The sequence below is a fragment of the Streptomyces sp. NPDC024698 genome, assembly GCF_055559015.1.
This window is the reverse complement of the sequence record NZ_JBVHLK010000023.1, coordinates 89,987-102,898: the sequence shown is the minus strand read 5'-3', so window position 1 is coordinate 102,898 and position 12,912 is coordinate 89,987. Positions and strand designations below refer to the sequence as shown.

Annotated in this window: 17 protein-coding genes; 8 read left to right on the top strand and 9 right to left on the bottom strand. The window is 71.9% G+C overall.

The genetic code is table 11. The annotated features are described in order from the left end of the window. Window positions 1-190: 190 nt before the first annotated feature. On the bottom strand, window positions 191-658 hold the full coding sequence (locus tag ACZ4AA_RS32920; RefSeq protein ID WP_467610878.1) for a peroxiredoxin: 468 nt from the start codon (window positions 656-658) through the stop codon (window positions 191-193). Then, window positions 655-1,035, bottom strand: coding sequence for a DoxX family protein (locus ACZ4AA_RS32915; RefSeq protein ID WP_467610876.1), 381 nt, complete (start codon window positions 1,033-1,035; stop codon window positions 655-657). The genes ACZ4AA_RS32920 and ACZ4AA_RS32915 overlap by 4 nt, the downstream gene beginning before the upstream one ends. Before the next feature lie 517 nt (window positions 1,036-1,552). Here ACZ4AA_RS32915 and ACZ4AA_RS32910 point away from each other — a divergent pair. Then, window positions 1,553-2,005 carry an ATP-binding protein gene (locus ACZ4AA_RS32910; RefSeq protein ID WP_467610874.1) on the top strand — a complete coding sequence of 151 codons (453 nt, stop codon included), beginning with the start codon at window positions 1,553-1,555 and terminating at the stop codon, window positions 2,003-2,005. Between the two features lie 80 nt (window positions 2,006-2,085). On the opposite strand, the gene ACZ4AA_RS32905 is transcribed toward ACZ4AA_RS32910, so the two are convergent. The 4 genes from ACZ4AA_RS32905 to ACZ4AA_RS32890 form a co-directional block, all read right to left on the bottom strand. After that, entirely contained in the window at window positions 2,086-2,508 is a 423-nt protein-coding gene (locus ACZ4AA_RS32905) for a hypothetical protein (protein WP_467610872.1), read from the bottom strand. 166 nt (window positions 2,509-2,674) lie between these two features. Further along, entirely contained in the window at window positions 2,675-2,995 is a 321-nt protein-coding gene (locus ACZ4AA_RS32900; protein ID WP_467610870.1) for a hypothetical protein, read from the bottom strand. Window positions 2,996-3,162: 167 nt separating this feature from the next. After that, entirely contained in the window at window positions 3,163-3,597 is a 435-nt protein-coding gene (locus tag ACZ4AA_RS32895; protein ID WP_467610916.1) for an ATP-binding protein, read from the bottom strand. A gap of 109 nt (window positions 3,598-3,706) precedes the next feature. Continuing rightward, on the bottom strand, window positions 3,707-3,967 hold the full coding sequence (locus tag ACZ4AA_RS32890; protein ID WP_467610868.1) for a WhiB family transcriptional regulator: 261 nt from the start codon (window positions 3,965-3,967) through the stop codon (window positions 3,707-3,709). Between the two features lie 261 nt (window positions 3,968-4,228). Here ACZ4AA_RS32890 and ACZ4AA_RS32885 point away from each other — a divergent pair, with 261 nt between their 5' ends. Beyond that, entirely contained in the window at window positions 4,229-4,933 is a 705-nt protein-coding gene (locus tag ACZ4AA_RS32885) for a GAF and ANTAR domain-containing protein (RefSeq protein ID WP_467610866.1), read from the top strand. A gap of 78 nt (window positions 4,934-5,011) precedes the next feature. Here ACZ4AA_RS32885 and ACZ4AA_RS32880 read toward each other — a convergent pair whose 3' ends face one another. Beyond that, entirely contained in the window at window positions 5,012-6,229 is a 1,218-nt protein-coding gene (locus ACZ4AA_RS32880; protein WP_467610864.1) for a phospholipase D-like domain-containing protein, read from the bottom strand. Window positions 6,230-6,668: 439 nt separating this feature from the next. Between ACZ4AA_RS32880 and ACZ4AA_RS32875 the strand changes: the two genes are divergently transcribed. Together ACZ4AA_RS32875 and ACZ4AA_RS32870 are read left to right on the top strand one after the other, a co-directional pair. Beyond that, entirely contained in the window at window positions 6,669-7,112 is a 444-nt protein-coding gene (locus ACZ4AA_RS32875; protein ID WP_467610862.1) for an ATP-binding protein, read from the top strand. A 223-nt stretch (window positions 7,113-7,335) separates the two neighbouring features. Further along, window positions 7,336-7,842 (top strand): MarR family winged helix-turn-helix transcriptional regulator, encoded by a 507-nt coding sequence (locus ACZ4AA_RS32870; RefSeq protein WP_467610860.1) that lies wholly within the window; start codon window positions 7,336-7,338, stop codon window positions 7,840-7,842. Between the two features lie 138 nt (window positions 7,843-7,980). On the opposite strand, the gene ACZ4AA_RS32865 is transcribed toward ACZ4AA_RS32870, so the two are convergent. Further along, entirely contained in the window at window positions 7,981-9,159 is a 1,179-nt protein-coding gene (locus ACZ4AA_RS32865) for a PP2C family protein-serine/threonine phosphatase (protein WP_467610858.1), read from the bottom strand. Window positions 9,160-9,354: 195 nt separating this feature from the next. Here ACZ4AA_RS32865 and ACZ4AA_RS32860 point away from each other — a divergent pair, with 195 nt between their 5' ends. Further along, the gene (locus ACZ4AA_RS32860; protein ID WP_467610856.1) at window positions 9,355-9,795 is read left to right on the top strand and encodes a MarR family winged helix-turn-helix transcriptional regulator; all 441 of its coding nucleotides are present in this window, start codon (window positions 9,355-9,357) and stop codon (window positions 9,793-9,795) included. 232 nt (window positions 9,796-10,027) lie between these two features. Here ACZ4AA_RS32860 and ACZ4AA_RS32855 read toward each other — a convergent pair whose 3' ends face one another. Next, the gene (locus ACZ4AA_RS32855) at window positions 10,028-10,384 is read right to left on the bottom strand and encodes an STAS domain-containing protein (protein ID WP_467610854.1); all 357 of its coding nucleotides are present in this window, start codon (window positions 10,382-10,384) and stop codon (window positions 10,028-10,030) included. Window positions 10,385-10,575: 191 nt separating this feature from the next. On the opposite strand from ACZ4AA_RS32855, the gene ACZ4AA_RS32850 reads away from it, so the two are divergent. The 3 genes from ACZ4AA_RS32850 to ACZ4AA_RS32840 are packed head-to-tail and all read left to right on the top strand — an operon-like array spanning window position 10,576 to window position 12,774. Next, window positions 10,576-11,037, top strand: coding sequence for a MarR family winged helix-turn-helix transcriptional regulator (locus ACZ4AA_RS32850; RefSeq protein ID WP_467610852.1), 462 nt, complete (start codon window positions 10,576-10,578; stop codon window positions 11,035-11,037). After that, window positions 11,034-11,954, top strand: a complete 921-nt coding sequence (locus tag ACZ4AA_RS32845) for an ATP-binding cassette domain-containing protein (protein ID WP_467610850.1) — start codon at window positions 11,034-11,036, stop codon at window positions 11,952-11,954. Before ACZ4AA_RS32850 ends, ACZ4AA_RS32845 begins: the two co-directional genes overlap by 4 nt. Further along, complete coding sequence (locus ACZ4AA_RS32840) at window positions 11,914-12,774, top strand: ABC transporter permease (RefSeq protein WP_467610848.1); 861 nt, start codon at window positions 11,914-11,916, stop codon at window positions 12,772-12,774. The genes ACZ4AA_RS32845 and ACZ4AA_RS32840 overlap by 41 nt, the downstream gene beginning before the upstream one ends. The last annotated feature ends 138 nt before the right edge of the window (window positions 12,775-12,912 follow it).

The following is a 12,912-nucleotide window of genomic DNA, read 5'->3' as shown; positions in this document are numbered from 1 at the left end:
GGCGCACACGGGAGGCGCGGGGCGCGCACGGGGTGTGAGCGGTGTCCCCACGTCACCGGGCCGCACTCCCTGTCGGCGGACGCGGACCGTGCCGAGAATGGGGCGCAGTGAACGGGGCCCGCCCTCCATCCGCATAGGGGCGGGCCCCGTTCACTGCGGCCGGGAGAGCCTGTGAACGCCCCCGGACGTCTCAGCCCTTGTGCTCGCGCAGCGCGGCGAGAGCGCGGTCGGCGTGGGCGCTCATGCGCAGCTCGCTGCGGACCACCTCGAGTACGGTGCGGTCCTTCCCTATGACGAAGGTGACCCGCTTCGTCGGGGCCAGGCTGAAGCCCCGCTTCACCCCGAACCGCTCCCGGACGGACCCGTCGGCGTCGGACAGCAGAGGGAAGCCGAGCGTGTGACGGTCGGCGAACTCCTGCTGCCGGTCGACCGCGTCACCGCTGATCCCGACCGGACGCGCGCCGGCGGCCGTGAACTCGGTGGCCAGATCGCGGAAGTGGCAGGCCTCGGCCGTGCAGCCGGCGGTGAGGGCGGCGGGATAGAAGAAGAGCACCACCGGTCCCTCGGCCAGCAGCCCGGACAGGCTCCGCTCCGCGCCGGTCTCGTCCGGCAGCGTGAAGTCCTCGACCTGGTCGCCCACGTTCACCTGAGATGTCATGACTGTCCCTTTCCGGACCGGGCGACTCCGCGCGCCCACAGTACGAGCGGCACCTGGAGCGGGAGCCGGGCGAGAGCCGCGGCCCTGAGCGGCGCGGGACGGCGGCGCCAATCCACCGCCATCTGGACGTTGGCGGGGAAGACCCCCACGAAGAACGCGGCGGTGGTCAGAGCCGCGACCCGGCGTGTGCGGGGGACTGCCACGCCCGCCGCCAGGGCGAGTTCGGCGACACCGCTCACGTACGTCCAGGTCCGGGGCGATCCCGGGAGGGCGCGCGGCACGATGGCGTCGAACTGCCGCGGTGCGGCGAAGTGGGCGGCACCCGCGGTGGCCAGAAGGCCTGCGAGCAGCAAGGGAGATCGTTCGGGCCGTGGCACGGTTCCTCCTCCGGGGACTGCCGCGGATATTACTTGACGGTAAGTCCCGGTGGTACGGGTGGGACACGTCGGCCGGAGACGTTCGCGAGCTGTTCGTGTGCCGTCGCCTGCCGGGGCGGCGGAGGCGAAGTCCGGTGGATGCGCGAACGTCCAGGTTTGGGCGGGCGATTCACGGTCAGCCGTAGAAAGACACGTCCGGGCCGGGAAGCGGGCACGACATCCGTGGCGGCCGGGAACAGGAAGACCTCCGCCGCCGGCGTTCCGGCGAAGGGCAGGGCAGAGACGCCCGTCCGACGCGACACCGGCCCGGAACCCACGGCTCCCGAGGGCGGTCCGAAGCATCCAGGGCCGCTGCCCGAAGGCATCCGCGGGCGCCTCCGGGCGGCCCGTGACGGCGGTGGAAGAGAGTCAACTGCCCATGAGGACAAGAGACATGATCAGGCCCTCGCCGGATGGTCCGGTGCGGGATCGCGCTGCGAGGCCGGTGGAACGACGGCCAGGAACGGAGGAGTGGGGCATGTGCCGGCAGGGTCTTGGGTCCGCCACCGACACGGTGGCCGACGCGCGACAGGGGGTCCCGGCGGGTCCCGGGAATCCCGCGGACGTGCGGCAGGCCGTCAGGCGCGCCCTCGCGGCCCCGCCCGACGGGCTCGTCCATGACGCCGAGGACGCCGGTGACGCCCTGCTCGTGGCGTCCGAGCTGGTGACCAACGCGATGCTCCACGGCGGTGGTGTCACGGCCTTCGACGTGATCCGCACCGGGCGGGCGGTACGGCTGTCCGTGAGCGACCGGAGCGACCGGCTGCCCGAGACCGGCGACCCGTTCGACGAGGCCGGTCGTATACGGGTGGGCGGCCGCGGCTGGATGATCGTCTGCACCCTGGCCAGCGACGTCGTCGTCTCGCGGCTGCGGGCCGGGGGCAAGCGCATCACGGCCGAGGTGCCGCTCTCGTCAGCCCCGAAGGGCTGAGCGGGCCGAGCCTTCCCCCGCCGCTGTGTCCGCCCGCGACGCGGCGCCGTTCCGCACATGGTGGTGGGGCGGGAAGGGGATCAGGCCGTCAGGGCGTGCCGGAACGGGGTCGTGTTCCTCGTCGCACCAGGTGCGGCCGTCTCGGTCCGGCCGGCCGCCGCGCCGCTCGTCGTCCCGCTCCGGCCGGGCGTCTCGCCACGCCCCGAGACCGCGGTACGCACCGCGGGCAGGACCGTGTACGTGGTCTTCGCGGGATCGACGAGCGGATCGCCGAGCACGATCAGGCCCGCCGCGTGCAGCGCGTCGCACTCGCCCGTGGGCAGCGCGACATAGCAGCCGCCGCGCCCGGTCGTGGGGTCGAACGGAAGCCAATACCCGTACCGGCGGCGGCCGTTCGCGTGCACGGTGAGGCGGACGGGGAACCGGCGCTCCGTGATCAGACGCAGTACCTCGGCATCCTCGGGACCGAGCGCGACGCGCGTGCGGGACAGCGGCCGCAGCATGGTCACCGCCCTCCGATCGGCGCTCGCGGCACGGCACGGAGGTGCGGGGTCGGCGTCATGTGCGGGCGGCCTTTCGACGGACGGACGGATCACACGCCACCGGCGGTGACGCTCCTGCTGACCAGCATTGTTCCGTACAGCACTGACAATGCGGGAGGGGTGGCGCTCACTCGTCGTGTCGCACCGATGTACGGGCGCGGTGGGACCGGGCGGTGAGCTGCCCCTGGACGAAGGGGTCGGTGGCCGGGTCGTACGAACCGGCGTGATCGGCCAGGGCATCGGTGATCCGCTCCCACTCCTCCACCTCCGTCCGCGCGTCGGGTGCCATCGTGCCCTCGGCCGAACCCTCCGGCGCGTTCCGCTCGGCCGCCTCCCGGACCTCGCCGAGGGCGGCCTTCGCCCGGTGATGGTTCATCCCGGTGGCCTCGCGGCGCACCCGGTCCCACACCGCGTGCTCGCGCTCGGACGGTTCCTGCTCCGGACTCAAGGCTCCACCTCGATCGTGCGACGGTGACGGAACGGTTTCCCTCACCGGACCCGTGTGCCCCTCTCGCCCGGAACGACACCTCCGTGTCCGTACGGTCGGCGCCTCCGCTTCCGAACCACTCCCGCGGGCCGGCACGCGGGAGTGGCAGGGCCGCGGGTGACGTGCCGTCACCACGGCAGGAACGCGTGGACGTCCTTGCCGTCGGGCCGCACGATCACACTGACCTGGTCGGACAGCGCGTGGATGAGATGCCAGCCGATGCCGCCCCCGCCCTGCGAGGGGCGGAAGCGGCGCGGCGCGGGCGCCGTGGTGCTGCTGTCGTGGAGCGTCACGTGCACGCCGCCGACGGTGGGCCGCAGTTGGAGCTCGAAGGGGCCGGGCGCGTACTGGATCGTGTTCGCTGCGAGTTCGGTGACCACCAGCAGGATGTCGTCCCAGTGTTCGGGGGCCCGGGGCGGCGTCGCGCGCGCGAGGGCACGCAGATAGCCGTCCGCGGCCAGCCGCGCGTCCGTCACATTGCGCAGCTCGCCGCCGAACGCGCTGGTGAGCGTCCCCAGCGCCTCGTACGACGACTTCCTGTTCCGGCTCGGATCGATCTCCATCGTGTCCTTCGTTCGGGTCACGTCGGCGGAATGTCTTCCGCCGCGTCCGACCCGGTCACCTGCGCCAACCCGGCCCCGTGGTGAGGCCCGGTGCTGCCCGCCTACCGCGCTACGCGGGTGTGTTCTGTGAGCGCAGGCGGGAACGGCGCCGCGCCAGCGCCCGCCGTTCCGACTCGCTCGTACCACCCCAGACGCCGACGCTCTGGCCCGTGTCCAGGGCCCAGTCCAGGCACTTCTCACGGACCGGGCAGCCCTCGCAGACCGCCTTCGCCTCCTGGATCTGGAGCACCGCGGGGCCGGTACTGCCTATGGGGAAGAACAGATCGGGGTCGACGGTGCGGCAGGACGCGCCTTCACGCCAGTTCTCCATACGAACCTCCTGATCGAATCGAGCGGGTTCTCCGGAATCCGGTCCCTTGTCGGGTCACCTTGACCCACCGGATCAAACGGGCGGCGCATGCAAAGATCCCGTGGATATGGGGTGCCCGAACGGAGCGGGCGCGTGGTTCGGCCGGAATTCCCGCGGGCCGGCGACCGCCGCGCCACCCGTTCGGCCCGGCGGGACGAACGGGTGGCAAAATGGAACCCCAGGTGAAGGCTCGTTTCGTTTCGACGGATGAACGGATGTCCCATGGCGCAGGAGTCCGGCGAGATCTGGGAGAAGTTTGCCGTCGCCCTGGCGGACATGGCGCGGGACCTGCTCGCCCAGGACTCGGTACAGGGCACCCTGGACCGGATCGTGGAGCACGCGACGGTGCTGATCAACGGCTGCGACGAGAGCGGCATCCTCACGGTCCGCCGCGGCGAGGTCAGCGCACTGGCCGCGACCAGCGACGTCGTGCGCATGGCGGACCGCATCCAGCAGGATCTGCGCGAGGGCCCGTGCTTCGACGCGGTGACCGAGCGGGAGCAGCTGTACGCCATCCCCGACCTGCGCCGGCCGCACGCGAAGTGGGCCCGCCTGGCGCCCGAGCTGAGGAAGCTGGGAATGGGCAGCATGATGGGCTTCCTGCTGTTCACCGACGAGGACGAACTCGGCGCCCTCAACGTGTACTCGCGCCGTCCGGACATGTTCGACGAGTCGGCTCGGAGCGCCGGCTGGGTGCTGGCCTCGCACGCCGCCGTAGCCCTGTCCTCGGCCCGCAAGCAGCAGCAGCTCGGGCACGCCCTGGAGACCCGCCACGAGATCGGTGAGGCGATGGGCATCCTCATGGAGCGCCATGGTCTCGGCGAGGAGGAGGCCTTCGCCGTGCTGAAGAAGGCCTCCCAGGACCACAACATCAAACTGCGGGAGATCGCCCGCAAGGTCTGCGAGACCGGCGAGCGGCCCCGCTGACCGCCTCGCCGGCCATCTCCCGACCGGACCGATCACGCCCCGGCCGGACCCGTCGCACCGCGCCGATCGCGTCCTCGCCTAGAGGAAGCGGCGCAGCGGTGCGACGGCCAGCTCCTTGGCGCGCTGGACGGGTGACCTGTGCCGCCAGCGGCCCGGATCGATGCTCACGGCGTTCTCCCGGTCGTGGTCGAAGTCCCGGTCGAGGACCGCGGTGAAGTTCTCGTCGAGGACGGCGAGCATGACCTCCTCGTCGTGCTCCATGGAGCGGCGGTTGAAGTTGGTGGAACCGATGAGGGAAGCCACCCCGTCCACCGTCATGATCTTGGTGTGGAGCATGGTCGGCTGGTACTGGAGTATCTCGACGCCCGCGGCCAGCAGCGCGCCGTAGTGGTTCTGCCCGGCCAGCTGACAGGCCCGCTGGTCGGTGTGCGGACCGGGCAGCAGGATCTCCACCCGGACACCGCGGCGCGCCGTCGCGCACAGCAGGTCCACGAAGTAGATGTCGGGGGCGAAGTACGCGGTGGCGAGGCGGAAGCGTTCCTCGGCGGAGCCGAGCATCACCCGGATCAGGGTCTGCATGTCCTGCCAGCCGAAACTGGCGGATCCGCGCACCACCTGCACGGTGGCCGTGCCGGGCTGATCGTGACCGGCGAAGCGGTCCCGGTCGTCGAAGAGCTCGTCGTGGCACTCCGCCCAGTTCTGCGCGAAGGCCGCGGCGATGCCGTCGACGGCGGGGCCGCGCACCTTGACGTGGGTGTCCCGCCACTCGGAGGGGCCGCGCGCGTCACCGCACCACTCCTCGGCGATGCCCACCCCGCCGGTGAACGCGGTGTGCTCGTCGACGACGAGTGCCTTGCGGTGGCAGCGGTGGTTCTGCTTCAGGGGCGAGAGCCACAGCGGTTTGCGGAACCACGCGACCTGGACACCGGCGGCGGTCATGGACCGCAGCAGCTCGCCTTCGATCCGCTTCGCGCCGAAGCCGTCCAGCAGCAGGCGTACGCGAAGACCCGCGCGGGCCCGCTCGGACAGGGCCGCCGCGAACTCGCGGGCTATCTCCCCGCGCCAGTAGACGAAGGTCATCATGTCGATGGTGTGCTCGGCGGACCGCACCGCGTCGAGCATCGCGGCGAAGATCCGGTCGCCGTTGCGCAGGGGAACCAGCTCGTTCCCCTCGGTGGCCGCGATGCCGATGAGCCGTTCCAGACGTCTGCGGAACCGCTGCTTGCGCCGCACGATCTCCGCCGGGTCCACCGTCCTGTCCGCCTCGGCCCGTGCCGTGATGGTCGTCCGGGACATCCGCCGCCTCCTGTGGTCCGTGTCGTGTTCCGCCGCGTCGCGCCGGGCGGCCGAGGAGCGGTGCCGGGGTGGTGGCCCCGCCGGCCCCTGCCCGGCGAGGGCCACCACCCGGGCCGCTCGACCGTGCCGGTCCGGGGTCGCCCGGCCCCGTACGACCGCCACGGGAGCGATGTCGCCGAACCACCCGCGGGCGTCCGGGACGTGTGCCCTTGTGCCCCCGATCCGTGGCGGCAGTCCCCCGCGTTCCACGAGGTCGGCCGCTCGGCGGCGCGGCCCTCGACCGGGTCTCCTGTGACTGCGGTGTGAAGGTGGGGGAACCCGGGACATGGGTGACGGTGCTCCGGGAAGGAGGGGGACATCCCGCCCGGCACACCGGACCGACACGGAGGGCGCCGCACCGCGGCGTAGGGGCGGGATGTACGGCAAGGGAGGCGAAGGCATGACCACCGTCGAACCGCCCTGCGACTTCGGCCCGACCACCGTCGAACCGGCCCGCGACTTCGGTCCCGGTCTCGGCGCGAGGCTGGAGAGGGACCCGCAGGCCGCAGTGCACGCCCGGGGGATGGTCAGAACGTTCCTCGGAGGGCTGCCGCGCACGGTGCCGCGGGAGGTGGCCGAGGCCGTCATGCTCGTGGTCTCCGAACTGGTGACGAACGTGGTGCGGCACGCGCGCGGCCGGCTGTGCCGCCTGGACCTGAGGGACATGGGCGACGGAGTGGGCATCTCGGTCTCCGACGACGACCCCGAGCCGCCGCGTCCCCGGCGTCTGGACCTGACAGGACAGGGCGGTTTCGGCTGGCCGCTGGTGCGGCGCCTGTCCTCCGAACTGACCGTGCTCTCGCGCCCCGACGGCAAGACCGTGAGCGCCGTCGTGCCGTTCTGACACCTCCAGCCGCCCGTTCGGCCACCCACGATTCCGAGGAACGAGCATCATCCGCGATTCAGCCCTCACCGCCGACCGCGACGCAACTCTCCGTCCGGGCGGCGGTGTTGCTCGTCCCCGCGGCCCGGGTAGTCGACTGCGCGGCGAGGCGCCCGGCCCGAACGGAGCGCTGTGAGAGCGGCGTTCAGGGCCGTGCGTGATGCCCGTGAGGGATGACGCGGACATGGACCGAGCAGGAGCGGGACCTCGTCCCGAGGTGGTCGCCGGACGGCTCGCGGACGCCGTCGAGGGACTGACGGAGCTGTGGACCTCGGCCGGTCGGTCCCTCGGATCGCGGTTGTCCGCACAGCAGTTGAAGGCCTTGAGCGCTGTCGGCCGCCGTCCCGCGCCCACCCTCACCGACCTGGCCGAAAGGGTCGGCGTCACCCTGCCGACGGCGAGCCGTCTCTGCGACCGACTGGAGGCGGCCGGCCTGCTCCAGCGGATTCCGCACCCCCACGACCGGCGTGCCCTGTGCCTGCTGCTCACGCCGCAGGGCGGCACCGCGCTCGCGGAGATCCGCGCCCGGCGGACCCAGGACCTGGCCGCCGTCCTCGCGGCGATGACCCCGCTCCAGCGGACATCGCTGGAGGACGGTCTGCGCGCGTTCGAGGCGGCACGGTGTGCGCCGGCCACCGCACACCGTACGGACGAGTGGCCCGACGGACGGCGGCCGCCCGCGGACGGATGACGGCGGTCTCCGGCCGGGCGGCGGCGGTCTCCGGACGCACGATGTGTTCGCGGGCCCTGTCCTTCCCCGTCCTCCCCCGTCCTCGGGGCGAGGGGCGTGCGCCGACCGCCCCGGGCCCCTCGGGGGCGGTCGAGTGCGCTACTGCCCGTCGCCCGACGGCCCGTGCCAGTCGAGACACACCACCAGGGCGTCGTCCTCCGGTCTGGGCCTGCCCCGGTGGCCCGTGAGCTCCCTCAGGACGGCGCGGGGCACCTCCGTCGCGGGCAGCAGCCGGGTGGAGGTGATCGCCATGGCCAGGGCCTTCTCCCCGTACGCCTCCCCGCCCGGCCCCGCGACGGCGTGGACGCCGTCGCTCACGAAGAGGAGCCGGTCGCCGGGCTCCACCCGGAACTCCTGCACGAGGTAGTCGGTCTCCTCGAACATGCCGAGGGGCAGCTGGGCCTCGAAGTCGACGCGTTCGACCGTCCGGCCGCGCAGCCGCAGCATCTGGGGGGACCCCGCGTCGATCACCCGCATCCGGCCGGTGGCCAGCTCGAAGTCGAGCATGAGCACGGACAGATACCGGGCGCCCCGGTACTGGGCGTAGATCGCCTGGTCGGCCAGCGCCGCCTGGTCGTGGAGCGGGATGCCGGCCCGGCGCGCGTTGCGCAGGGCGTTGATGCCGAGATTCGTCAGCAGCGACGCCTCGATGCCCTCGCCCATCCCGTTCGTGACGTAGAGGGACAGCCGGGATGCGTCGGCCGACCAGTCGAAGTTGTCGCCGAAGATGGCGTAGGCGGGTTCCAGCTGGGCGCCGAGCTCGTACTCGGGCCGGGCGCAGGAGCGGCCGGGCAGCAGTTGCCACTGCATCTCCGCGGCCAGCGTCAGCCGGTCCTTGCGGCGTGCCTGGAGGTAGAGGTCGGTGTCCCGTTCGGCCACGAGCACCTCGTGACCGAGGACCTCCGCGATGTCGGCGAGCTCGGTGAGCGTCTCCGCGTCGCAGGCCGCCGAGGGCAGGGTGACGGACAGGACGCCGAGCCGGTCGCCGCGCACCGTCACCGGGAGGTGGGCGCGTACGATCCCCTCGCCGCGTTCCTCGACGAAGGGCTCCTGCGCCCCGAAGGCGCGGCCCTCGGGGCTGGTGTGCACCGGAATGGGTTCCAGGGTGTGCGGCAGCACCGACACGGGCTGAAGCACGGTGAGTCCGTAGTCGGCCATGAAGAGCTCGACGGAATCGGCCGCGTAGTGAGCGCACAGCACGTCACGGACGGCGTCCAGCAGCTGGTGGGGTGCCGCGGTGCGCAAGGAGCGCTCCGCGGCCACGAATCTGTTCACCATGTCGGGTAGGCCGTTCTTCGACTAGTACGATGCCGGATCCACGCTCCGTGTGGGCCGGTCCATCGAGCGCGGGGGCTGGAATCTATTGTTGTGTCCCTGTTGTCGCTTCCGCAGACTGACAGCGCCCGAGAAGACTGGGAGAGTTGGACGGTGACTTCTTCCGGCCCGCGTCCGCACCCGAGCGAGGTGGCTCGGGTGACCGCCGAGGCGGCCGAGCTGCTGGAGATCCTCTGGGGGCGTGCCTCGACGTCACCGGTGTCCGCCTCTCAGCTACGGGTCCTGTTCATCCTGGAACACGACGAGGGCATCAACCTGAGAACCCTCGCCGACGCGCTCGGCTCCACGCCTCCCTCGACCAGCAGGCTCTGCGACCGGCTCCAGGCCGTCGGGTACGTCGAGCGGGCACCGAGCGACGTCAGCCGCCGGGAGCTCCGGCTGTTCCTCAGTCCCAGGGGCCGGACCTTCCTCGCCGAGCTGCGGGAGCGCCGGGAGCGTGCCGTGGAGGCGGTCCTCGCGCAGATGCCGGCCGCCGGGCGGGCGGCGCTCGTGGAGGGGCTGTCGGCGTTCTGCGCGGCCGCGGACGCCCAGCTCCACGAGGGCGACGCGGCCGACAGGGTCGACGTCCGCACGGCCTGAACGGCGCGGCGGCCCGGACCGGGACCCGGTCGTCGTGGGCCGGCGCGTCGCGGTCGCCGCACGGGGGCGGCCGGGCTCGCCCGGTGCGTCATCTCGGATCCTTGTCTCCAGCTCTCGGTGATCACCTTCCTGTCCGAGGCGATCACTCTGTTGTCTCCTGCTTACGGTTGTCAAATGACAACTGTCATCCCTGTGCCCTCACCGCCGCCGGACACACCCTGGTGCCGGGGTCTCAGTGCCGGGCCGTTCCCTCGCCTATGCGGACCAGGGCGGTGTCGACGTCACGCACCGACGGGATGGCGAGGCTGACGCCCGTGAGATCCAGAATGCGCTGGACGGCCTGGGCCGGGGACACGAGACACACCCCGCCGCCCGCGCGCCCGGCGGCGTCGTGAGCCTTGAGCAGGGCGTTGATGCCGGACGAGTCCATGAACGGGACCGCGGACAGATCGAGCAGCAGGTGCCGCCGTCCGTCACGGATCTCGTCCACCAGTCGGCTGTGCAGTTCGGGGGCTGTCTCGACGTCCAGCTCCCCGGCGACGGTGACCAGGGCGACACCCTCGCCGCACGCACGCGCGTCGATGGACACAGGAGCCTCTTCGGCCGGCACGGCTACCTCCAAATGGGAACGGACCCGTCGGGATCCACCCGGCGCCGGGGTGCGCCGGTGAGCAGGGCAACGGTTACCCGCCGAACCGGCACGCACACCTTCGGTCCCGGAGCCGGACTCTTGACCCTCCCTTTCCCGAATTACCTCTGACACAGAGGTAATCTCGGAGTGTGAAGGCGGATCCGGAGCATTTCCCCGAGACCCTGGCGGACGCCCTGGCCGGACTCCAGCGGCTGATCAGACGGCGGCTGCGCGCGGGCACGACCGGACCGACCCTGCGCGGCGCCGAGGTCGACCTGCTGCGGCTGGTCGTCGACCGGCCGGGCATCCGTGTGTCGGAAGCGGCCAAGGAGCTCTATCTGGCGGGCAATTCGGTCTCGACCCTGGTCAACCGGCTGGTGGGGGAGGGCTATCTGATCCGCGAGACGGACCCGGCCGACCGGCGCGCCGCACGCCTGCTGTCCACCCCCGCGGCCGACGCCCGGCTGCGCGACTGGCGACAGCGGCGCGCGGTGCTCGTACGCGGCCAGGTGGCCCGCCTCGACGCGGCCGACCGTGCCGCGCTGGAGGCCGCCCTGCCGGCCCTGCGCAAACTGGCGGCGAACCTGCACGAGGAGGCCGAGGAGTCATGAGACGGCACAGGAACGGACGCGAGGAACCCGCACGGCCCGCGAGCCCCGAACGCGGGCCCGAACCCGGACCCGACCCCCATGACGACCGCCCTACCGACGCCGTGTCCTGCGCCGGACTCGTCTACGCCTTCGGCGAGATGAACGCGGTGGACGGTCTCGACCTCGACGTCCGTGACGGCGAGGTGTTCGGACTGCTCGGGCCCAACGGCGCCGGCAAGACGACGGCACTGAGGTGTATCACCACGCTCCTGCCGGTCCCCTCGGGAAGGGTCCATGTCTTCGGGCACGACGCCACCCGTGAACGCATGGCGGTACGCCGCCTGTTGGGCTACGTGCCGCAACAGCTGTCCGCCGACTCCGGACTCACCGGCCGGGAGAACGTGGTCCTGTTCGCCCGCGTCTTCGACGTGTCCCGGCGTGAACGCGCGGCCCGTGTCGCCCAGGCGCTCGACGCCGTCGGCCTCGGTGACGCCGCCGACCGGCTCGCCAAGACGTACTCCGGAGGCATGGTCCGCCGTCTGGAACTCGCCCAGGCACTGGTCAGCGCGCCCCGGCTGCTGATCCTGGACGAGCCGACCATCGGCCTCGACCCGATCGCCCGCACCAGCGTGTGGGAGCACATCAACGCCGTACGGGCCGCCACCGGCATGACCGTCCTCGTGACGACCCACTACATGGACGAGGCCGACCAGTACTGCGACCGGGTCGCCCTGATGCACCGCGGACGCGTCCGCGCGCTCGGCACACCGGACGAGCTGAGGGCGGGACTCGGTGAGCGCCGCGGCATCACCGGCGGCGGTGAACCGCCCACCCTGGAGGACGTCTTCCGCGACGTCGCCGGCAGTGGACTCGACGACCGATCAGGAGACTTCAGCGATGTCCGAAGCACCCGCCGTACCGCTTCCCGCGTCGGCTGAGCACGTCCGCCCCGGGAGTCTCGACCTGCTCGTGATCCCGCCGAAGGCCCGCACGGGCTGGCGTGTGCTGCCGGCCCGGGTGGCCGCGATGTGCGCGGTCGAGCTCCAGAAGCTCCGCCACGACCGCACCGAGCTCTACACCCGGGCGATCCAGCCGGCCCTCTGGCTGCTGATCTTCGGCGAGACGTTCACCCGGATCCACGCGATCCCGACCGGCGGGATCCCCTACCTCGACTATCTGGCGCCCGGCATCATCGCCCAGTCCGCCATGTTCATCGCCATCTTCTACGGCATCATGATCATCTGGGAGCGGGACGCGGGCATCCTCACCAAGCTGCTCGTCACCCCCACGCCCCGCTCGGCGCTCATCACCGGCAAGGCGTTCGCCGCCGGAGTGAAGGCGCTGATCCAGGCCGTGGTGGTCGTCGTGATCGCCGCGCTGCTCGGGGTGGCGATGACGTGGAACCCGCTGCGGCTCCTCGGCGTGGCCGTGGCCGTCGTGCTCGGTTCGGCCTTCTTCTCCTGCCTGTCGATGACGATCGCGGGCATCGTGCTCACCCGGGACCGGCTGATGGGCATCGGGCAGGCCATCACCATGCCCCTCTTCTTCGGCTCCAACGCCCTCTACCCGGTGGCGATCATGCCCGGCTGGCTCCAGGCCGTCAGTCTGGTCAACCCGCTCAGTTATCAGGTCGACGCCCTGCGCGGCCTGTTGCTCGGGACGCCCGCGCATCTGCCCCTCGACTACGGCGTACTGACCGTGGCCGCGGCCCTCGGCATCTGGTCGGCGTCGTCACTGCTGGGGCGGCTGGCCAGGTGAGACGGACGGCGATCCCGACTCCCGCCCAGGGGGCGCTGGTCGAGGAGATGGCGCGGTAGTACGCGACTTCCGGTTCGCGCTCCATCCAGATGTTGCCGGTGGGGGACCTCTTGTTGCGTTGTCGGATCACCCGGTTGG

Excerpts from the sequence above, each read along its gene's own strand:
- ACZ4AA_RS32920 (WP_467610878.1), bottom strand. The coding sequence starts at position 658 with ATGACATCTCAGGTGAACGTGGGCGACCAGGTCGAGGACTTCACGCTG.
- ACZ4AA_RS32910 (WP_467610874.1), top strand. The coding sequence starts at position 1,553 with ATGTGCCGGCAGGGTCTTGGGTCCGCCACCGACACGGTGGCCGACGCG.
- ACZ4AA_RS32905 (WP_467610872.1), bottom strand. The coding sequence starts at position 2,508 with ATGCTGCGGCCGCTGTCCCGCACGCGCGTCGCGCTCGGTCCCGAGGAT.
- ACZ4AA_RS32895 (WP_467610916.1), bottom strand. The coding sequence starts at position 3,597 with ATGGAGATCGATCCGAGCCGGAACAGGAAGTCGTCGTACGAGGCGCTG.
- ACZ4AA_RS32890 (WP_467610868.1), bottom strand. The coding sequence starts at position 3,967 with ATGGAGAACTGGCGTGAAGGCGCGTCCTGCCGCACCGTCGACCCCGAT.
- ACZ4AA_RS32885 (WP_467610866.1), top strand. The coding sequence starts at position 4,229 with ATGGCGCAGGAGTCCGGCGAGATCTGGGAGAAGTTTGCCGTCGCCCTG.
- ACZ4AA_RS32880 (WP_467610864.1), bottom strand. The coding sequence starts at position 6,229 with ATGTCCCGGACGACCATCACGGCACGGGCCGAGGCGGACAGGACGGTG.
- ACZ4AA_RS32875 (WP_467610862.1), top strand. The coding sequence starts at position 6,669 with ATGACCACCGTCGAACCGCCCTGCGACTTCGGCCCGACCACCGTCGAA.
- ACZ4AA_RS32870 (WP_467610860.1), top strand. The coding sequence starts at position 7,336 with ATGGACCGAGCAGGAGCGGGACCTCGTCCCGAGGTGGTCGCCGGACGG.
- ACZ4AA_RS32865 (WP_467610858.1), bottom strand. The coding sequence starts at position 9,159 with ATGGTGAACAGATTCGTGGCCGCGGAGCGCTCCTTGCGCACCGCGGCA.
- ACZ4AA_RS32845 (WP_467610850.1), top strand. The coding sequence starts at position 11,034 with ATGAGACGGCACAGGAACGGACGCGAGGAACCCGCACGGCCCGCGAGC.
- ACZ4AA_RS32840 (WP_467610848.1), top strand. The coding sequence starts at position 11,914 with ATGTCCGAAGCACCCGCCGTACCGCTTCCCGCGTCGGCTGAGCACGTC.